The sequence below is a fragment of the Streptomyces sp. NPDC048664 genome (assembly GCF_040650555.1).
Lineage (GTDB): Bacteria > Actinomycetota > Actinomycetes > Streptomycetales > Streptomycetaceae > Streptomyces.
This window is the reverse complement of the sequence record NZ_JBEZHK010000005.1, coordinates 68,590-87,620: the sequence shown is the minus strand read 5'-3', so window position 1 is coordinate 87,620 and position 19,031 is coordinate 68,590. Positions and strand designations below refer to the sequence as shown.

Annotated in this window: 18 protein-coding genes; 7 read left to right on the top strand and 11 right to left on the bottom strand. The window is 71.1% G+C overall.

The features are described 5' to 3' along the window. Positions 1 to 30: 30 nt before the first annotated feature. On the top strand, positions 31 to 525 hold the full coding sequence (locus tag AB0C59_RS07465) for a DUF3145 domain-containing protein (protein WP_363001596.1): 495 nt from the start codon (positions 31 to 33) through the stop codon (positions 523 to 525). Between the two features lie 78 nt (positions 526 to 603). Here the strand turns inward: AB0C59_RS07465 and fabF are convergent, their stop codons facing one another. The 5 genes from fabF to AB0C59_RS07440 form a co-directional block, all read right to left on the bottom strand. Beyond that, positions 604 to 1,875 (bottom strand): beta-ketoacyl-ACP synthase II, encoded by a 1,272-nt coding sequence (gene fabF / locus AB0C59_RS07460; RefSeq protein WP_363001594.1) that lies wholly within the window; start codon positions 1,873 to 1,875, stop codon positions 604 to 606. A gap of 113 nt (positions 1,876 to 1,988) precedes the next feature. After that, on the bottom strand, positions 1,989 to 2,237 hold the full coding sequence (locus AB0C59_RS07455; protein WP_363001592.1) for an acyl carrier protein: 249 nt from the start codon (positions 2,235 to 2,237) through the stop codon (positions 1,989 to 1,991). Between the two features lie 100 nt (positions 2,238 to 2,337). Next, a complete protein-coding gene (locus tag AB0C59_RS07450; protein WP_363001590.1) occupies positions 2,338 to 3,369 on the bottom strand; it encodes a ketoacyl-ACP synthase III in 1,032 nt (343 codons plus the stop codon). A 16-nt stretch (positions 3,370 to 3,385) separates the two neighbouring features. Beyond that, the gene (locus AB0C59_RS07445; RefSeq protein WP_363001588.1) at positions 3,386 to 4,312 is read right to left on the bottom strand and encodes an ACP S-malonyltransferase; all 927 of its coding nucleotides are present in this window, start codon (positions 4,310 to 4,312) and stop codon (positions 3,386 to 3,388) included. Positions 4,313 to 4,401: 89 nt separating this feature from the next. Next, entirely contained in the window at positions 4,402 to 5,607 is a 1,206-nt protein-coding gene (locus AB0C59_RS07440; RefSeq protein WP_363001586.1) for a helix-turn-helix domain-containing protein, read from the bottom strand. 92 nt (positions 5,608 to 5,699) lie between these two features. Here AB0C59_RS07440 and AB0C59_RS07435 point away from each other — a divergent pair, with 92 nt between their 5' ends. After that, entirely contained in the window at positions 5,700 to 6,353 is a 654-nt protein-coding gene (locus tag AB0C59_RS07435; RefSeq protein WP_363001584.1) for a pirin family protein, read from the top strand. 472 nt (positions 6,354 to 6,825) lie between these two features. On the opposite strand, the gene AB0C59_RS07430 is transcribed toward AB0C59_RS07435, so the two are convergent. Together AB0C59_RS07430 and AB0C59_RS07425 are read right to left on the bottom strand one after the other, a co-directional pair. Next, entirely contained in the window at positions 6,826 to 7,650 is an 825-nt protein-coding gene (locus AB0C59_RS07430) for a serine hydrolase domain-containing protein (protein WP_363001582.1), read from the bottom strand. 10 nt (positions 7,651 to 7,660) lie between these two features. Next, a complete protein-coding gene (locus AB0C59_RS07425) occupies positions 7,661 to 8,143 on the bottom strand; it encodes a GNAT family N-acetyltransferase (RefSeq protein ID WP_363001580.1) in 483 nt (160 codons plus the stop codon). 96 nt (positions 8,144 to 8,239) lie between these two features. Between AB0C59_RS07425 and AB0C59_RS07420 the strand changes: the two genes are divergently transcribed. Both AB0C59_RS07420 and AB0C59_RS07415 read left to right on the top strand, forming a co-directional pair. Continuing rightward, positions 8,240 to 8,716, top strand: coding sequence for a MerR family transcriptional regulator (locus tag AB0C59_RS07420; RefSeq protein ID WP_363001578.1), 477 nt, complete (start codon positions 8,240 to 8,242; stop codon positions 8,714 to 8,716). Continuing rightward, a complete protein-coding gene (locus AB0C59_RS07415) occupies positions 8,713 to 9,741 on the top strand; it encodes an aldo/keto reductase (RefSeq protein ID WP_363001577.1) in 1,029 nt (342 codons plus the stop codon). The genes AB0C59_RS07420 and AB0C59_RS07415 overlap by 4 nt, the downstream gene beginning before the upstream one ends. Positions 9,742 to 9,779: 38 nt before the next feature. Here AB0C59_RS07415 and AB0C59_RS07410 read toward each other — a convergent pair whose 3' ends face one another. The 3 genes from AB0C59_RS07410 to AB0C59_RS07400 form a co-directional block, all read right to left on the bottom strand. After that, complete coding sequence (locus tag AB0C59_RS07410) at positions 9,780 to 10,646, bottom strand: DUF4429 domain-containing protein (RefSeq protein ID WP_363001575.1); 867 nt, start codon at positions 10,644 to 10,646, stop codon at positions 9,780 to 9,782. A 66-nt stretch (positions 10,647 to 10,712) separates the two neighbouring features. Further along, complete coding sequence (locus AB0C59_RS07405) at positions 10,713 to 11,930, bottom strand: alpha/beta hydrolase (RefSeq protein ID WP_363001573.1); 1,218 nt, start codon at positions 11,928 to 11,930, stop codon at positions 10,713 to 10,715. Positions 11,931 to 12,180: 250 nt separating this feature from the next. Next, complete coding sequence (locus AB0C59_RS07400; RefSeq protein ID WP_363001571.1) at positions 12,181 to 12,849, bottom strand: TetR family transcriptional regulator; 669 nt, start codon at positions 12,847 to 12,849, stop codon at positions 12,181 to 12,183. Positions 12,850 to 12,961: 112 nt separating this feature from the next. On the opposite strand from AB0C59_RS07400, the gene AB0C59_RS07395 reads away from it, so the two are divergent. After that, entirely contained in the window at positions 12,962 to 14,590 is a 1,629-nt protein-coding gene (locus AB0C59_RS07395) for an MFS transporter (protein WP_363001569.1), read from the top strand. 127 nt (positions 14,591 to 14,717) lie between these two features. Here AB0C59_RS07395 and aceE read toward each other — a convergent pair whose 3' ends face one another. Further along, a complete protein-coding gene (gene aceE / locus AB0C59_RS07390; RefSeq protein WP_363001567.1) occupies positions 14,718 to 17,438 on the bottom strand; it encodes a pyruvate dehydrogenase (acetyl-transferring), homodimeric type in 2,721 nt (906 codons plus the stop codon). 434 nt (positions 17,439 to 17,872) lie between these two features. On the opposite strand from aceE, the gene AB0C59_RS07385 reads away from it, so the two are divergent. Beyond that, positions 17,873 to 18,310: a DUF3052 domain-containing protein gene (locus AB0C59_RS07385; protein WP_363001565.1), complete on the top strand. Its 438-nt coding sequence runs from the start codon at positions 17,873 to 17,875 to the stop codon at positions 18,308 to 18,310. A 130-nt stretch (positions 18,311 to 18,440) separates the two neighbouring features. Next, positions 18,441 to 18,899 carry a peroxiredoxin gene (locus AB0C59_RS07380; RefSeq protein ID WP_363001563.1) on the top strand — a complete coding sequence of 153 codons (459 nt, stop codon included), beginning with the start codon at positions 18,441 to 18,443 and terminating at the stop codon, positions 18,897 to 18,899. The last annotated feature ends 132 nt before the right edge of the window (positions 18,900 to 19,031 follow it).

The window sequence follows — 19,031 nt, the reverse complement described above, 5'->3', positions numbered from 1 at the left end:
GTCCGTAAAGTTACAACCTGTGAGGTTCAGGTGACGACACGTGGAGTCCTGTACGTACACTCCGCGCCACGCGCTCTGTGCCCGCACGTCGAGTGGGCCGTCGCGGGTGTCCTCGGGACGCGCGTGAACCTCGACTGGATCCGGCAGCCCGCCGCCCCCGGCACCTGGAGATCCGAGTTCTCCTGGCAGGGCGAGCCCGCCACCGCCTCCAAGCTGGCCTCCGCGCTGCGCGGCTGGCAGCTGCTGCGCTTCGAGGTCACCGCGGAGCCCTGCCCCACCGCCGAGGGCGAGCGCTACAGCTGCACCCCCGAGCTCGGCATCTTCCACGCGGTCACCGGTATCCACGGCGACATCCTGATCCCGGAGGACCGGCTGCGCGCCGCCCTGGTCCGCTCCCAGCAGGACGAGACGGACCTGGAGGCCGAACTCGCCCGGCTCCTCGGCAAACCGTGGGACGACGAGCTGGAGCCCTTCCGCTACGCGGGCGAGGGCGCGCCGGTCCGCTGGCTCCACCAGGTCGTCTGAGGTCACGACGAGAGGGCCCCCACCATGCGGTGGGGGCCCTCTCGTCGTGATGGCGTCGGTGTACGCGCCGTCAGGTCGTCACACCGTGCGGAACGCCAGGACCACGTTGTGGCCGCCGAAGCCGAACGAGTCGTTCAGCGCGGCGATCCGGCCCTCCACGGGCAGCTTGCGGGCCTCGCCGCGCACGACGTCCGCGCAGGCCTCCGCCTCCGGGTCGATGTTCTCGACGTTGATCGTCGGCGGGGCGAGACGGTGGTACAGGGCGAGGACGGCCGCGACCGACTCCACGCCGCCCGCGCCACCGAGGAGGTGACCCGTCATCGACTTGGTCGCGGAGACCGCCATGTGGTCCGCGTCGTCGCCGAAGACCTTGCGCAGCGCCTTCAGTTCGGCCACGTCACCGGCCGGCGTCGAGGTGGCGTGCGCGTTGACGTGCACGATCTCCGACGGGTCCAGGTCGGTGTTGTCCAGCAGGTTCTGCAGCGCGTGCGAGATGCCGCGCCCCTCGGGCTCCGGCTGCACGATGTCGTGCGCGTCGGCGGAGATGCCCTGGCCGACGGCCTCCGCGTAGACGCGGGCGCCGCGCCGCTCGGCGTGCTCGGCCGACTCCAGGACCAGGACGCCCGCGCCCTCGCCGAGGACGAAGCCGTCACGGGCGACGTCGTAGGGACGCGAGGCGCCCTGCGGGTCGTCGTTGTTCTTGGACATCGCCATCATGTTGCCGAACGCGGCGATCGGCAGCGGGTGGATCGCCGCCTCCGTGCCGCCCGCGACGACGACGTCCGCACGGCCGGTGCGGATCATCTCGATGGCGTAGCCGATGGCCTCGGCGCCCGACGCGCAGGCGGAGACCGGGGTGTGCACACCCGCGCGGGCGCCCACGGCCAGACCGACGTTGGCGGACGGGCCGTTCGGCATCAGCATCGGCACGGTGTGCGGGGAGACACGGCGTACGCCCTTGTCCCGCAGGATGTCGTACTGGTCGAGGAGGGTCGTGACACCGCCGATGCCGGAGGCGATGACCGCGCCGAGCCGGTGGGGGTCGACGCTGGTGTCCTCGCCCGCCTTGTCGGTGAAGCCGGCGTCCGCCCAGGCCTCCTTGGCCGCGATCAGCGCGAACTGCGCGGAGCGGTCCAGCTTGCGCGCCTGAGGCCGCGGAATGACCTCGGTCGGTTCCACGGCGATCTGCGCGGCGATACGGACCGCCTGCTCGGCGGCCCACTCCTGCTCCAGGGGGCCGACGCCGGACTTGCCGGCGATCAGGCCCTCCCAGGTGGAAGCCACGTCGCCACCCAGCGGTGTGGTTGCGCCGATACCGGTGACGACCACGGTGCGATTGGTCGAGCTCACGGGAATTCTTTCTCCAACGTTACGAGGATTAAGCGGCGCCACCGCCGGGTGGCGGGGCAACGGCCGGATCACCGGGCCGACTGCTGTGGCCGTCCGCCCAGGTGATCGGTCGATCAGGCCTGGTGCTTGAGGATGTAGTCGGCGGCGTCACCGACGGTCTTGAGGTTCTTGACGTCGTCGTCGGGGATCTTCACGTCGAAGCGCTCCTCGGCGGCGACGACCACCTCGACCATGGACAGCGAGTCGACGTCCAGGTCGTCGGTGAAGGACTTGTCCAGCTGGACGTCCTCGGTGGGGATGCCGGCGATCTCGTTGACGATCTCGGCGAGACCGGCGACGATCTCATCCTGGGTGAAGGCCATGTCAGGCGCTCCTTCGTAGCTATTCAGAGGGTGTGCGCCCGCCGCGTCAGCGGCAGGTGTACTGCGGTTCCGCACCGGACCACGGTCCGGCACGGAGTGCCTAGGGGAGGGTAACGACCGTCGCGGCGTACACGAGACCCGCCCCGAAGCCGATGACGAGCGCGGTGTCGCCGCTCTTCGCCTCGCCGGTCGCCAGGAGCCGCTCCATCGCGAGCGGGATCGAGGCGGCCGAGGTGTTGCCGGTGGTACGGATGTCACGCGCGACCGTGACGTGCTCCGGCAGCTTGAGTGTCTTCACCATCGAGTCGATGATCCGCACGTTGGCCTGGTGCGGGATGAAGACGTCCAGGTCGTCCGCGCTGATCCCGGCCGCGTCCAGCGCCTGCTGGGCGACCTTCGCCATCTCGAACACGGCCCAGCGGAACACCGCCTGGCCCTCCTGGGTGATGGCGGGGAACCTGACGTTGCCCTCGCTGTCGAGCGGGAGCGCGGAGACGTCGCCCACCCGGTACGCGTTCCACGGCACCGTCTGCTTGATGGTCTCGGACTTGTCGCCCTCCGAGCCCCACACGGTCGGGCCGATGTGCGGCTCCTGCGACGGGCCGACCACGACCGCGCCCGCGCCGTCCCCGAACAGGAAGGCGGTGGCCCGGTCCTCGAGGTCCGTCAGGTCGGACAGCCGCTCCACGCCGATGACGAGGACGTACTCGGCGGAGCCCTCCACGACCATGCCCTTGGCGAGCGTGAGGCCGTAGCCGAAGCCCGCGCAGCCGGCCGAGATGTCGAAGGCGGCGGCCTTGTCCGTGCCGAGCTTGTCGGCGATCTCGGTGGCGATGGCCGGGGTCTGGGCGAAGTGCGAGACGGTGGAGACGACCACCGCGCCGATCCGCTCGGCGCCGATGCCCGCGTCCGCGAGCGCCTTGCCCGCCGCCTCGACGGACATGGCGGCGACGGTCTCCTCGTCGTTCGCCCAGTGCCGGGTCTCGATGCCCGAGCGGGAGCGGATCCACTCGTCGGAGGAGTCGATCTTCTCCAGGATCACGTCGTTGGGCACCACACGGACCGGGCGGTAGCCGCCCACACCGATGATGCGCGCGTACGGCGCTCCCTTGCGTGCCTTGATCTTCGACATGCTCACGGGCTCCCTGTCAGGCGCCGTGCTCGGCGATGAGCGCGCGAGCGGCGTCGAGGTCGTCGGGGGTCTTCAGGGCCAGGGTCCTGACGCCGGGCAGCGCGCGCTTGGCGATGCCGGTCAGGGTGCCGCCGGGGCACACCTCGATCAGCGCGGTCACCCCGAGCTTCTCGAAGGTCTCCATGCACAGGTCCCAGCGGACCGGGTTGGCGACCTGGCCGACCAGGCGCGACAGCACCTCGGCGCCGGTCTCGACGGTCTTGCCGTCCTTGTTGGAGACGTAGGTGACGCGGGGGTCGGCGGGCGTCAGGGCCTCGGCGGCGTGCGCGAGGGCGTCCACGGCGGGGGCCATGTGGTGCGTGTGGAAGGCGCCGGCGACCTTGAGCGCGACGACCCGGCGCACACCCTCGGGCTTGTCCGCCTCCAGGGCGGCGAGCTGCTCCAGGGTTCCGGCGGCGACGATCTGCCCGGCGCCGTTGACGTTCGCCGGGGTCAGGCCCAGCTTCTCCAGGTGCGCAACGGTGGTCTCCGGGTCGCCGCCGAGCAGCGCCGACATGCCCGTGGGCGTGAGGGCGGCGGCGTCGGCCATGGCGAGACCGCGGCGGCGCACCAGGGTCAGCGCGGCCGCGTCGTCGAGGACGCCCGCGAAGACGGCGGCGGTGATCTCACCGACGCTGTGGCCGGCGACCGCGCCGGGGACCAGGCCCTCGGTCGCGGCGTCGAGCGCCGCGGCGGACAGCAGACCTGCGGCGACCAGCAGCGGCTGCGCGACGGAGGTGTCACGGATGGCGTCGGCGTCGGCCTTGGTGCCGTAGTGGGCGAGGTCGAGCCCGATGGCGTCCGACCATGCGGCGACGCGATCGGTGGCGCCGGGGAGGTCGAGCCAGGGGGTCAGGAAGCCGGGCGTCTGGGCGCCCTGGCCGGGAGCGACGAGTACGAGCACTCTCACACTCTCTCTTGAGGGCGGCCTGGGCCGCCCGTGAGGACAGGGACGAAGAACGGCAGGGGGTTTTGTGGACCCTCGACAAAAGCCTATGCCTGAGGATCCCCCTCGGTCAGCCGACCCAGAATGAGCGCGATCCGCAGGGTGAACGCGGAGCGTACATCAGAGGGTGACCAACCGGTGACATCAGTCACACGTCGGAGCCGGTAGCGCACGGTGTTCGGGTGAACGAACAGCATGCGCGCCGCCCCCTCCAGGCTGGAGGCCTGCTCCAGATACACGCTGAGCGTCTCCAGCAGCGCGGAGCCGGCCTCCTCCAGCGGTCTGTAGATCTCCTCCACCAGCTGGTCGCGGGCGCTCGGGTCGGCGGCGATGGCGCGTTCCGGAAGCAGATCGTCCGCCAGCACCGGACGCGGCGCGTCCTGCCAGGCCGAGCACGCCTTCAGGCCCGCGGCGGCGGCCTGCGCGGAGCGGGTGGCGGCAAGCAGGTCGGGCACGACAGGCCCGGCGACGACGGGCCCGGCGGCGTAGGGCCCGATCAGGGACTTCGCCACCGCGAGCGGGTTGTCGCTGCCTCCGGCGATCACCACGAGCCGGTTGCCGAGCACCCCGGTGAGGACCTGGAGCTTGGCGTGGCGTGCGGCACGCCGGATGGCCTCCACCGTCAGCTCGCTGTCACCGTCGGGTGCCGTACCCAGCACCACGCACACGTGTTCGGGCGAGTTCCAGCCCAGCGCCGCGGCCCGGCTCACGGCGCCCTCGTCGGCCTCCCCGCTCAGCACCGCGTTGACGACGAGCGACTCGAGCCGGGCGTCCCAGGCGCCGCGGGCCTCGGCGGCCTGGGCGTAGACCTGTGCGGTCGCGAACGCGATCTCCCGCGCGTACACCAGGAGCGCCTCGCGCAGCACCGACTCGTCGCCGGGTGCCGCCACCTCGTCGATGGCGGACTCCATCACCTCGATGGTGGTCCGCACCATCTCCACGGTCTGCCGCAGCGTGATGGCCCGTGTCAGCTCGCGGGGCGCGGTCCCGAAGACGTCGGTGGAGATGGCCTGGGGCGCGTCCGGGCGCCGGAACCACTCGGTGAACGCGGCGATGCCCGCCTGCGCCACCAGGCCGATCCACGAGCGGTTCTCCGGCGGCATCGCCCGGTACCACGACAGCGTCTCGTCCATGCGCGCGATGGCCTGCGCGGCGAGGCTTCCGGAGGATTTCTCCAGCCGCTTCAGGGTGGCGGCGTGGGTGTGGGCGGAACGCGCTGCGTGGTCGCTGTGGCTGGCTTCGGGTTCGGGCACGGGGACAAGACTGCCTTATCGGGCCGGGAGCGCGGGGACGGGGTCCCGGAGGCCGGGGCTCCGCCCGGGATGCCCGGGCTACCGTGGGAGCCGTGATCGATGTACGGCGCGCGGGTGAGCGCTACCGCGGAGGGGACCCGGCGGCCGGGATCGCGTCCCTCCACGCTTTCAGCTTCGGCCCGCACTACGACCCTGACAACCTGCGCTTCGGCGCGGTGATCGCCTGCAACGAGGAGCGGCTCGCGCCGGGCGCGGGCTTCGACGAGCATCCGCACAGCCACACCGAGATCGTCACCTGGGTGGTGGAGGGCGAGCTGACCCACCGCGACTCGACGGGCCGCACGTCGCTGATCCGGCCCGGGGACGTCCAGCACCTCAGCGCGGCGGCGGGGGTGCGGCATGTGGAGCGCAACGAGGGGTCCGAGCCGCTGACCTTCGTGCAGATGTGGCTGGCTCCCCGGGAGCCGGGCGGTACCCCGTCCTACGAGGTGGTGCGGGGCATCGCCGACGCCACGCCGTACGCGGTGCCGGCGGCGGGGGCGATGCTGCACGTGCGGCGCCTGGACGCGGGGGAGCGGACGGGGGTGCCGGACGGGGGGCAGGTGTACGTCCACGTGGTCCGGGGCGAGGTGCGGCTGTCCGCCGCCGTACTGAGGCCGGGGGACGCGGCGCGGATCGTGGACGGGGCGTCCGTGGAGGCCCGGGCTGTCGACGCGGCGGAACTGCTGATCTGGGAGATGCGGTGAACGGGGGCGAGCCGTGAGGGGGTGCCCCGTGCGGTGCGCTGTGGGCTGCGGGCCCGCGGTGGCCGATCGCGCAGTTCCCCGCGCCCCTGAGACGGTGCCCCTTGCGGTGCGTCGCAGAGTGCGGGCTCGTGGTGGCCGGTCGCGCAGTTCCCCGCGCCCCTTGGGGGGGTGCCCCGTGCGGTGGGTCCCGATCTGCGGGTGTGTGGTGCTTGCTCGCGCAGTTCCCCGCGCCCCTGAGGAGCGCGCTTCGCGCGCATCGCCAGGGGCGCGGCCCCCGCCAGGGGCGCGAGGAACGGCGCGACCAGCCACGACGTGCCCGCAGATCGGGACCCACCGCACGGGGCACCCCCTCAGGGGCGCGGGGAACTGCGCGAAGGGCCGAGACGGCCCGCGGTCGACGACGTGGGTGCGGGAGCAGACAGGGGGTGCGGGGAACTGCGCGACCGGCCACCACGGGCCCGCAGGCTGGGGCTCAGGCGTGGAGTTCCGTCAGGACCGCGTCCGTGAACGGGGTCCACGCCTCGACCGCCCACGGCCCGAACGCCCGGTCCGTCAGGGCGACGCACGCCACCCCCGCCACCGGGTCGACCCACAGGAAGGTGCCCGACTGACCGAAGTGCCCGAACGTGCGCGGCGAGGACGAAACCCCCGTCCAGTGGGGCGACTTGGAGTCGCGGATCTCGAACCCGAGCCCCCAGTCGTTGGGGTTCTGGTGCCCGTACCCCGGCAGCACCCCCTTCGTGCCCGGATACTGCACCGTCATCGCCTCCACCACGGTCCGCGCGTCCAGCAGCTGAGGCGCCTGCACCTCCGCCGCGAACCGCACCAGGTCCTCGACCGTCGAGACGCCGTCCTTGGCCGGGGAGCCGTCCAGCACGGTGGACGCCATGCCGAGCGGCTCGAACACCGCCTGCCGCGCGTACTCGTGGAACCGGATGTCCGCCGCCTTGGCCACATGGTCGCCCAGTACCTCGAACCCGGCGTTCGAGTACAGCCGCCGCTGGCCGGGCGTGAAGCTCACCCGGTGCTCGTCGAAGGCCAGACCGGACGTGTGCGCGAGCAGATGGCGCACCGTCGAACCGGGCGGCCCGGCCGGCTCGTCCAGCTCGATCGCCCCCTCCTCGTACGCGACGAGCACCGCGTACGCGGCGAGCGGCTTGGTCACCGAGGCCAGCGCGAAGCGGTGGCCGACCGGGCCGTGCGTCCCGAGCACGGTGCCGTCGGCGCGGACGACCGCCGCGGCGGCGGTGGGGACGGGCCAGTTCTCGATCAGTGCCAGGCTGCGCAGGGAGGACATGCCGCCGAGCCTATGCGCCGGACAGCCTCAGCTCCATCAAGGGGTTCGGCTTGGGCTGGAAGCCCAGGGAGTCGTACAGCGCCCTGGCGTCGTCGGACGCCGTGAGCTGGACCTGCGTGGCACCACGGGAACGGAACCAGTCGAGGAGTTCGCCCATGCACGCGCGCGCGTACCCGCGCCGCCGGGCGCCGGGGTCGGTGGCGACGCTGAACACGTAGCCGACCGTGCCGCGCGGATTCCCGGCCCGTCCGATCCGGTACTCGATCGTGCCGACCACCAGCGCGGCCAGCGTCCCCGCCCGCTGCGGATGGTCCACCACGTAGGCCGCGAAGTCCCCGTCCGGGTCGCCGAGCCGCTCCCGCAGGGTGGGCAGGGACTCCGCGTGCCAGTGGGTGGACGGGTCGGCGGCGGTGGACAGGGAGTCGATCATCACCTGCCGCAGTCGCAGCAGTTCCCCGGCGTCCTCGGGCACAGCTCGTCGCACATGATGCATGCGCCCCAAGCTAGTCATCCCCGTACGGCGCGGTCTCCTCGTTTTCACCTGATTCCGCTTGCTTGGAGTGCACTCGAAGGTTCTAGCGTGGTTGCCATGACGGTGATGGAGACCTTGGCCGAGGCGGCCGGAAGCGGAGCCGACATCTGCGCCGTACCGCCCGAGCGGCACCCCCGCCCCGACGGGCGGGACAGCTACACCATCAGCGAGGTCGTCGCCTTCACCGGCCTGACGGCACACACCCTGCGCTGGTACGAGCGGATCGGACTGATGCCGCACGTCGACCGCTCGCACACCGGCCAGCGTCGCTACTGCAACGCGGACCTCGACTGGCTGGAGTTCGTCGGCAAGCTCCGCCTCACCGGCATGCCCGTCGCGGACATGGTGCGCTACGCCGAACTGGTGCGCGCCGGGCAGCACACCTACACCCAGCGCTACGAGCTGCTGGAGGCGACCCGCCGCGACGTGCTCGCGCGGATCGCGGAACTCCAGGACACGCTCGCGGTGCTCGACCACAAGCTCGACATCTACGCGGACGCCGGGCGTGCCCCGGTGACGGAGGGGTCCCTGTGACAGACAAGACGGACGGCAGGATCGCGGCGACGGTACGGCTCGGTGACACCGGCCCCGAGGTGGGCGTACAGGGCCTGGGCTGCATGGGGATGAGCTGGGCGTACGGTCCCGCGGACGCCGGGGAGTCGCGCGCCACCCTGGAGAGGGCGCTCGAACTGGGGGTGACGCTCTTCGACACGGCGGACATGTACGGGGTGGGGGAGAACGAGAAGTTCCTGGCCCCGTTCCTCGCCGCGCACCGGGACGACCTGGTGATCGCCACGAAGTTCGGGATATCGACGCTGCCCGACGACCCGACCACGCGGATCGTCCGCAACGACGCGCCGTACGTCCGCGGCTGCGTCGAGGCGAGCCTGAAGCGGCTGGGCGTGGATGTGATCGACCTCTACTACATGCACCGCCGCGACGTGGACGTGCCGATCGAGGAGACGGTGGGCACCATGGCGGACCTGGTGCGCGAGGGCAAGGTCAAGCACCTGGGGCTGAGCGAGGTGACCGCCGCCGAGCTGAGGGCGGCCGCGGGGGTCCACCCGATCGCCGCGGTGCAGTCCGAGTGGTCGCTGTTCAGCCGGGACATCGAGGCGCACGTGGTGCCGGCGGCCAAGGAGCTCGGCGTCGCCGTGGTCCCGTACTCGCCGCTCGGCCGCGGCTTCCTCACGGGAGCCATCGCGCATCCCGACACCGAGCTGGCGGACCAGGACTTCCGCCGCACGCTGCCGAGGTTCACCGGGGAGAACGCCGAGGCCAACGTGGCGCTGCTGGAGCCGATCCGGGCCGTGGCGAAGGCGCACGACGCCACCCCGGCGCAGGTCGCGCTGGCGTGGGTGCAGCAGCAGGCGGCGGTGCACGGCCTGGCCGTGGTGCCGATCCCGGGCACGACCAAGCGGTACCGGGTGGAGGAGAACGTGGCGGCCACGCGGGTCGTGCTGACGGGGGAGGAGCTGACCCTCATGGACGAGATCGCCCCCAAGGTCGCGGGCACCCGCTACGCGGACATGACGTTCACGTCGGCCGGGCGGGAGTAGCGGTCGGCCGGCCGGTCACCGCGCCGACCGGCACGACCTCACAGTTCCGCCAGGAGTTCGGCCTTCTTCGAGGAGAACTCCTCGTCCGTGACGAGCCCCGCCGTGTGCAGTTCGCCGAGGTGCCGGATCCGTTCGGCGATGTCGGCGGGGTCCCGTCGGGCCGCGGCGGGCACCGCGACCGGCACCCCGCCCCCGGTGGCCCGCGCGGCGGCGAGCACCGCCGCCGCGAAGGGCAGCGACTCGTGCACGGCCCCGTACCCCATCCCGAACACCACGGCCGCGGGGTCCTGGTCGGGCACCGCCGGCGATCCGTCCACGGCGCCGGCGGCCTCGCGCCGCAGCAGCCGTAGATGCCCCTTGGAGACCTCCGGCGAGTGCCACTCCACCCCGCTGAGATCGGCCGTCGTGAAGCTCTGGTCGCCCGCCTTCCACTTGGCCGTGGACGCTCCCGTCCAGAACCAGCGGAAGGACACCGCCTTCCCGTCGAACGCGGCCTTCCCGTCGTACGCCTTGAACTGCAACGGCGCCTCGGGCGGCGCGACCAGGAACTCCTCGGCCGGTTCCGCGTCCTGCTCGACCAGCGCGTCCAGTCGCCGCGCGTACTCCTCGGCGAGGGGCGCGCGGTCGGCCGGCAGCACCAGTCGGTAGGGGTCGCAGATGTCCTTGAGCTGGCCGGCCGCCGCCTCCATCAGCGGGTCGGCACCCGGTCTCGGCACGGCCCGCAGCACCACGCTGCCGCGCCGGCCCGGCGTGAGCGTCACCCCCGTGATCGCTTCCAGCGGGACGCTGCGTTCGCCGAGCGCCTGGAGCAGCTTCGGCGTACGGATCCCCCGTTCGAAGCGGATGAGCACGGAGTCGGTCCGAAACTCCCAGGCGGCATGAAATCCGGCCAGTACATCACCCATGCGGCTCATCGTATGCGGCACGTGCTCCTCCGTCGCCTCCCGTGGCGGACCGCAATTCCTGTTCCTCTACGCGCGTCCGGCCGACGTCGCGGTGGACAAACCCGCCGCGCAGGCGGAGTCCTGTGCGGCGCAGTCGACCGCGCGATACGCGCCAACCCCGATCGACGCGAAGTTGCGCACGCTGTCCGTGCCGGGTGCGAAGTACCCGGCGTGGCCGTTCGCGTTCCTGGCGGACAGCAGCCTCGCGCCGAAGGCCCGCGACACCGGGTCGGCACCGTGGCCGAGGCCGCCGAGCTCCACGTAGGGGACGTCCTGGATCCAGTCGCCGGGGTCCCGCATGGCCCACACGCGCGCGCCGGTGCCCAGCGCCGCGGCCGTCCGGGCGCGCATCCCGGGGCTGCCCGCCACCGCGATGTCGGACACCCGGGACGGCAGCTCGCGTGCCGCGACCCCGCACAGCACCGAGCCGTAGCTGTGGCAGTACAGCTGGACGGGGGAGCGGCCGGGCAGGGCGCGCACGAGCGCGTTCAGCCGGATCGCGCCCTGGGTCGCGCGTGCCCCGGTCGCCGCCTCCACGCCGACGCCGTCGGGCGAGGTGTAGTCGGCCCATGCGATCACGGCCGTGCGGGTCGTGGGGCTCGCCGCCCGCTCCGCCGCGTACAGCGACGTGGCCATGCCGACCGGCGCCGAGTACGGGCGGGAGGTGCGCTGGAAGGTGAGCAGGTCGGTGTCGACGCCGGGGACGACGATCGAGATCCGCCGCGCCGCGTCGAGGTCGCCGAAGACCTCGGCGATCCGGCCGGAGCCGTCCGGGTCGAAGGCGAGGATGTCGCGCCCCTTGCTCGCCAGGGACTCGTAGCGGTGCATCAGCCGGCCCGCGTCGTGCCGGCCGAGGGGGGACAGGCCGCTGTCGTGCGTCCGCCGTCGTTCGATCTCGCGCTGCTGGTCGAGGGCGACGCGGTTGGCCTGGTAGCGCAGCCGCACCGGCGCCCCGTTCATGTTGCCGACCGCGAGCGGGTAGCGGTGCGCGAGCTCGGAGCGCTGCGCGGCGGTGAGCGAGGCGAAGAAGTGCGAGAGCAGGGCGGGCGGGGCGTCCGTGGCGGGCAGCTCGTGCCCGGCGACGCTCCCGTGCTCCCACGCGGTGCGCGACGCCTGGAGGGGCGTGGCGCCTCGGTGGCTTCGCACGGCGGTCCAGCCGGTCGTCGCGAGCATCACGAAGACGACGCTCAGCGCGAGGAGTGCGCGCCAGACGTTGAGTTGCGGGGAGGTGTCGAAGGAAGTCACTGAAAGGACACACTAGGAGAACGAGAGTGTCTCGCGTCGGCCGAGTGACGCGTCTCACGTTTGCAGGCTGCCAATCACGGCAAAACGGACGTGGCTTGCGTCTCGCTGTCACGTTAAGTCGATATGTCGTACGACACTTGACGCTCGATCGACACTCCCCGTCACCAGAACTTCACCCCGACGGCTGATCTTTCCGCCGACGCGCCGTAATTCGCTTGACGTGATTGCCGCGATCGCCCGATTTACGCGCTCACTCGCCGTTCTCCCCCGCGCTCCGCTCCCCGCGCCACTTCTGGGTCAACACGGGTCCCACGGCGTCGAGATACGAGGCCGTCAGCGCGTGCATGGAGGCCACGGTGATGTCCTCGCTCGCGCTCCACAGCCGTTCCGTGACCCGCATCACCCCGCCGAACAGGGCGACCGCGACCCGCGGCCGGGGGTCCGTGTCCACGTCGAGGCCCTCACGTTCGGCGATCACCCGTGCGACCTCCTCCTCGACCTCCGCGGACCGCCGCAGATGGGTGGCGAGCAGGACCGGTGTCGACTCGATCAACCGGTAGGTCCGCAGATGGAGTTCCACCGGGATGACCTGTTCGAGCGCCTCGCCGATGCCGTCCCAGCCCTCCAGGATGGCCTGGCGCAGCGCCTCGAGCGGAGCCTCGTGGGGCGGTCTGGCGCGCACCGCGGCCACGAAGTGCGACGCGGCGAGGTCGTGCGGGAAGAACACGGCCTCCTCCTTGCCGGCGAAGTACCGGAAGAAGGTGCGCTGCGAGACGTCCGCCGCCTCGGCGATCTCGTCCACCGTCGTGCGCTCGTACCCCTGGGTGACGAAGAGCTCCAGGGCCGTGCGCAGCAGGGTGTCCCTCGTGCGCCGCTTCTTGCGTTCACGCAGCCCTGGCAGCCGCCGCGCCGTCTCCATGTGTCCTCATCTCGTTCATCTTCCCAGTTCAGACTAGCTGTGAGCGACGTGACAGCGAGCGACTTGTGAAATGGTTGGTCAATTGTCAGTGACTGACACTAACCTCGAACACATGACTAGTCAGACCACCGTCGACGCGACGGAACCGGGCGGCAAGGCGGCGGACCCGTCGGCCGCCGGGTCGGAAAGGGCACCGGAGCGCGGACTGCGCGGCCACCCTTGGTTCACGCTCATCACGGTCGCCGTCGGCGTCATGATGGTGGCCCTCGACGGCACCATCGTGGCCATCGCCAACCCGGCCATCGCCACGGACCTCGGCGCCAGCTTCTCCGACGTCCAGTGGATCACCAACGCGTACTTCCTGGCCCTCGCGGTCACCCTCATCACGGCCGGCAAGCTCGGCGACCGCTTCGGCCACCGGCAGACCTTCCTCATCGGCGTGGTCGGCTTCGGCGCGGCCTCCGGGGCCATCGGGCTGTCGAACAGCATCTCCCTCGTCATCACCTTCCGGGTGTTCCAGGGACTGTTCGGCGCGCTGCTGATGCCGGCCGCGCTCGGCCTGCTGCGGGCCACCTTCCCGGCCGAGAAGCTCAACATGGCGATCGGCATCTGGGGCATGGTCATCGGTGCCTCCACCGCGGGCGGCCCGATCCTGGGCGGACTGCTCGTCCAGCACGTCAGCTGGCAGTCGGTGTTCTTCATCAACGTCCCGGTCGGCGCGCTCGCGCTCGTCCTCGGTGCGCTGATCCTCACCGACCACCGGGCGGCGAACGCGCCGCGCTCCTTCGACCTGCTGGGCATCGGGCTGCTGTCGGGCGCCATGTTCTGCCTGGTGTGGGCGCTCATCAAGGCACCGGCCTGGGGCTGGGGCGACACCAAGACCTGGCTGTTCCTCGGTGCCTCCGTGCTCGGCTTCGTCCTCTTCTCCGTCTGGGAGACGAAGGTGCGGGAACCGCTCATCCCGCTGGCCCTGTTCCGCTCGGTGCCGCTGTCGGCGGGCGTCGTCCTGATGGTCCTCATGGCCATCGCCTTCATGGGCGGCCTGTTCTTCGTCACCTTCTACCTGCAGAACGTGCACGGCATGAGCCCCGTGAACGCGGGCCTGCACCTGCTGCCGCTGACCGGCATGATGATCGTCGGCTCCCCGCTCGCGGGCGCCCTGATCACCAAGGCCGGGCCGCGCATCCCGCTGGCGGGCGGCATGGTCCTGACCGCGGTCGCGATGTTCGGCATGTCAAGGCTCGAGGCGGGCACCGGCAGCGCCGTCATGTCCATCTGGTTCGCCCTGCTCGGCCTCGGCCTCGCCCCGGTGATGGTCGGCGCCACGGAGGTCATCGTCGGCAACGCGCCGATGGAGCTGTCCGGTGTCGCGGGCGGTCTCCAGCAGGCCGCGATGCAGATCGGCGGCAGCCTCGGCACGGCGGTGCTGGGCGCGGTGATGGCGTCCCGCGTGGACCACGACCTGCCGGGCAACTGGAGCGCGGCGGGGCTGCCGGCGTTGAAGCCGGCCCAGCTCGACCAGGTCTCGGGCGTGGTCCAGCAGGGCGTGGCGCCGGTGCCGAAGGGTACGCCGGCGGTCGTCGCGGAGAAGATCGCGGGCGTCGCGCACGACACGTTCATCTCCGGGATGAGCCTGGCCTGCCTGGTCGCGGCGGCGGTCGCGGCGCTGGCGGTCGTGGTCGCGCTGTTCACCAAGCGCGGCGCGAACGCGGAGGCGGGGGCCGGAGCGGCCCACATCTGACCCCGCGCGGTTCCTCGCGTGCCCTCCGGGGGTGCCCCTTGCGGCGCGTCGCGGGCTGCGGGTGCCCTGCGGTTGCTCGCGCAGTTCCCCGCGCCCCTTGAAAGGGGCGCGGGGAACTGCGCGGGGGTTACTCGTGGGCCACTGTCAGCAGCTGGTAGCGGTCCACCGCCTGCTTCAGGACCGAGCGGTCGATCTGCCCCGCCTTCGCCAGCTCCGCCAGCACGGCGACCACCACCGACTCCGCGTCGATGTGGAACCAGCGCCGCGCGGCCGCCCGCGTGTCCGCGAAGCCGAAGCCGTCCGCGCCCAGCGACTGGTACGCCCCGGGCACCCACCGCGAGATCTGGTCCGGAACCGACCGCATCCAGTCCGACACCGCCACGAACGGCCCCTGCGCCCCGCTGAGCTTGCGCGTGACGTACGGGACCCGCTGCTCCTCCTCCGGGTGCAGCAGGTTGTGCTCCTCGCAGCTCACGGCCTCGCGCCGCAGCTCGTTCCAGGAGGTCGCGGACCAGACGGACGCGCGCACGTCCCACTCCTCTGCCAGGATCCGCTGCGCCTCGAGCGCCCACGGCACGGCCACACCCGACGCCATGATCTGCGCCGGCACGCTGCCGGACGTGCCGTCCGAGAGGCGGTGGATGCCCTTGAGGATGCCCTCGACGTCGACGTCCGCCGGCTCGGCGGGCTGCTGGATCGGCTCGTTGTAGACGCTGAGGTAGTAGAAGACGTCCTCGCCGTGCGGGTGCTCGGCCGACGAGCCGTACATCCGGCGCAGGCCGTCCTGCACGATGTGCGCGATCTCGTACCCGTACGCGGGGTCGTAGGACACGCACGCGGGGTTCGTGGAGGCCAGCAGCTGCGAGTGCCCGTCCGCGTGCTGGAGGCCCTCACCGGTCAGCGTCGTGCGCCCGGCGGTCGCCCCCAGGGCGAAACCGCGCGAGAGTTGGTCGGCCATCTGCCAGAACTGGTCACCGGTGCGCTGGAAACCGAACATCGAGTAGAAGACGTACACCGGGATCAGCGGCTCGCCGTGCGTCGCGTACGCCGAGCCCGCCGCGATCAGCGACGCCGTGCAGCCCGCCTCGGAGATGCCGTCGTGCAGCATCTGCCCGGTCGGGGACTCCTTGTAGGCGAGCAGCAGCTCACGGTCCACGGACTCGTACTGTTGTCCGAGCGGGTTGTAGATCTTCGCGCTCGGGAAGAACGAGTCCATGCCGAACGTGCGGTACTCGTCGGGCGCGATCAGCACGAACCGCCTGCCGATCTCCTTGTCGCGCATGAGGTCCTTGAGCAGCCGCACGAAGGCCATGGTGGTGGCGATCGACTGCTGACCGGAGCCCTTCTTCACGGCCGCGTACGCGCTGTCGTCCGGCAGGGCCAGCGGCTTGGAGCGCACGACACGCGTCGGCACGTACCCGCCGTGCGAACTGCGCCGGTCGTGCATGTACTGGATCTCCTCCGAGTCCCGGCCCGGGTGGTAGTACGGCGGCAGACCGGACTCCAGGTCCTTGTCCGAGATGGGCAGGTGCAGCCGGTCGCGGAAGTGCTTCAGGTCGCTGACCGTCAGCTTCTTCATCTGATGCGTGGCGTTGCGGCCCTCGAAGTTCGGGCCCAGCGTCCAGCCCTTGACGGTCTTGGCGAGGATCACCGTCGGCTGGCCCTTGTGCTCCACGGCCGCCTTGAACGCCGCGTAGATCTTGCGGTGGTCGTGACCCCCGCGGCCCAGGTGCAGGATCTGGTCGTCGGTCATGTTCTGGACCATCGCGCGCAGCCGGTGGTCGTCGCCGAAGAAGTGGTCCCGGATGTAGGCGCCGGACTCCGTCGCGTACGTCTGGAACTGTCCGTCCGGCGTCGTGTTCATCTTGTTGACCAGGATGCCGTCCCGGTCCTGGGCCAGCAGCGGGTCCCAGCTGCGGTCCCAGATCAGCTTGATCACGTTCCAGCCGGCGCCCCGGAAGACCGACTCCAGCTCCTGGATGACCTTCCCGTTGCCGCGCACCGGGCCGTCCAGGCGCTGGAGGTTGCAGTTGACCACGAAGGTCAGGTTGTCCAGGCCCTCGCGGGCGGCGATGGTGAGCTGGCCGAGCGACTCGGGCTCGTCCATCTCGCCGTCGCCGAGGAACGCCCACACCTGCGACCTGGAGGTGTCCGCGATGCCGCGCGCGTGCATGTAGCGGTTCATCCGGGCCTGGTAGATCGCGCCGATCGGGCCGAGGCCCATGGAGACCGTCGGGAACTCCCAGAAGTCCGGCATCGAACGCGGGTGCGGGTAGCTGGAGAGGCCGTCCGGGTTCTTGGACTTCTCCTGGCGGAACCCGTCCAGGTTGCGCTCGTCGAGCCGGTCGAGGAGGTACGCGCGGGCGTAGATGCCCGGGGAGGCGTGCCCCTGGAAGAACACCTGGTCGCCGCCGTCGCCCTCGTCCTTGCCCCGGAAGAAGTGGTTGAAGCCCACGTCGTAGAGCGAGGCGGAGGACGCGAAGGTCGCGATGTGGCCGCCGACCCCGATCCCCGGCCGCTGGGCCCGGGAGACCATGACGGCCGCGTTCCACCGGGTGGCGTTGAGGATCCTGCGCTCGATCTCCTCGTTGCCGGGGAAGAAGGGCTCGCTCTTGGTGGGGATGGTGTTGACGTAGTCCGTGCTGCGCATCTCGGGCACGGCCACGCGCCGCTCGCGGGCCCGCTCGATCAGCCGGAGCATCAGGTAGCGGGCCCGCTCACGGCCGCGCTCGTCCACGGCGGCGTCGAGGGAGTCGAGCCACTCCTGGGTCTCCTCGGGGTCGAAGTCAGGAACCTGACTCGGAAGGCCGCCAATGATGATCGGATTGCGATCGGATCCGGAAGCCACGCTGTTCCTTACCTGTCAGAGGGCCACGCTGTCTGTTCTGGCTGTCGGTACTATTCGTACTGTTCCGCGGCGTCCGGCGCTGTCGGTGCGCGCCCGCGCCGATCCCCATCGTGTACCCCGGGGAGTGGAACGTCATCTTTACTCCGGGGTAACTCCGAGGCGACCGGTCGGGCGTGCCTGCGCAAAGCCATTCGAGTCTCGTACCCCCGGAGGATTCCGGAACGCCCAAACCGGGCAGAACGGTGTGGCGTGGATCACTTCGGGGCGCGATACCGTGCCTGGAGTTGCGGCGACACGGCCAGGATCGTCACCGTTTCGGCGGTCTGAACCGCCGGGTACTTGCGCGATCCGCCCCGCCCGTGTGGACTACGGCCAACGCTTCGCGTACGCGCGTGGCTGAGGACATCATCAAGAACATGATCAGGAGGCAACCCGTGAGCGCGACCGCGGACCACGCGGAGGAGCGGACTAACCCTGCCGCAAGGCTGGGGTTCCAGCCCGAGCAGGTGGTCCAGGAGATCGGCTACGACGACGACGTCGACCAGGAGCTCCGCGAGGCCATTGAGGAAGTCGTCGGCAGTGAACTCATGGACGAGGAGTACGACGACGTCGCCGACGCCGTCGTGCTGTGGTTCCGTGACGAGGACGGCGACCTGACGGATGCGCTGGTGGACGCCACCACGTACATCGAAGAAGGTGGCTCGATCCTGCTCCTGACGCCGAAGACGGGCCGTACGGGCTACGTCGAGCCGAGCGACATCTCTGAAGCCGCGACGACAGCGGGGCTGTCGGCGTCGAAGAGCGTCAGCGTGGGCAAGGACTGGAGCGGTTCGCGTCTGGTGACGCCGAAGGCGGCCAAGTCCAAGAAGTGACACTCCGCTGAGCGGTTGCTCAGTGGGGGTGCCGGGTGGGTTGTCGTGGATCAACCCACCCGGCGTTCTGCCGTGCGGGCTGCGTAGGGTGGGTTCCACCCGAACAGACCCACCGGAAGGATGCAGGTCCATGGCGATCCAGGTCGGCGACAAGGCCCCCGACTTCGCACTCAAGGACAACCACGGCGCGACCGTGCGACTGTCCGACTTCCACGGTCACAAGAACGTCGTGCTGCTCTTCTACCCGTTCGCCTTCACCGGCGTGTGCACCGGCGAGCTCTGCGCGCTGCGCGACAACCTGCCGGCGTTCGTCAACGGCGACACCCAGCTTCTCGCCGTCTCCAACGACTCCATCCACACCCTGCGCGTCTTCGGCGACCAGGAGGGCCTGGAGTACCCCCTGCTGTCCGATTTCTGGCCGCATGGCAACACTTCACGCGCCTACGGCGTCTTCGACGAGGACAAGGGCTGCGCGGTGCGCGGGACCTTCATCATCGACAAGGAGGGCGTGGTGCGGTGGACCGTCGTCAACGACCTGCCGGACGCGCGCGACCTGAACGAGTACGTGAAGGCGCTCGACACCCTGTGACGCTCGGGTCCCATGGCCTTCGGGGCGCGGGAACCCGTCACTAGGATCGACTCGTTGATCCGATGCCAACGCGTGACCGCCAACGCCTGGGGGTCACCGCACGACGGGGCTCCCCGCCCCCGGACACCAATG

Excerpts from the sequence above, each read along its gene's own strand:
- AB0C59_RS07455 (WP_363001592.1), bottom strand. The coding sequence starts at position 2,237 with ATGGCCTTCACCCAGGATGAGATCGTCGCCGGTCTCGCCGAGATCGTC.
- AB0C59_RS07450 (WP_363001590.1), bottom strand. The coding sequence starts at position 3,369 with ATGTCGAAGATCAAGGCACGCAAGGGAGCGCCGTACGCGCGCATCATC.
- AB0C59_RS07430 (WP_363001582.1), bottom strand. The coding sequence starts at position 7,650 with ATGTCCTCCCTGCGCAGCCTGGCACTGATCGAGAACTGGCCCGTCCCC.
- AB0C59_RS07425 (WP_363001580.1), bottom strand. The coding sequence starts at position 8,143 with ATGCATCATGTGCGACGAGCTGTGCCCGAGGACGCCGGGGAACTGCTG.
- AB0C59_RS07420 (WP_363001578.1), top strand. The coding sequence starts at position 8,240 with ATGACGGTGATGGAGACCTTGGCCGAGGCGGCCGGAAGCGGAGCCGAC.
- AB0C59_RS07410 (WP_363001575.1), bottom strand. The coding sequence starts at position 10,646 with ATGGGTGATGTACTGGCCGGATTTCATGCCGCCTGGGAGTTTCGGACC.
- AB0C59_RS07400 (WP_363001571.1), bottom strand. The coding sequence starts at position 12,849 with ATGGAGACGGCGCGGCGGCTGCCAGGGCTGCGTGAACGCAAGAAGCGG.
- AB0C59_RS07395 (WP_363001569.1), top strand. The coding sequence starts at position 12,962 with ATGACTAGTCAGACCACCGTCGACGCGACGGAACCGGGCGGCAAGGCG.
- AB0C59_RS07380 (WP_363001563.1), top strand. The coding sequence starts at position 18,441 with ATGGCGATCCAGGTCGGCGACAAGGCCCCCGACTTCGCACTCAAGGAC.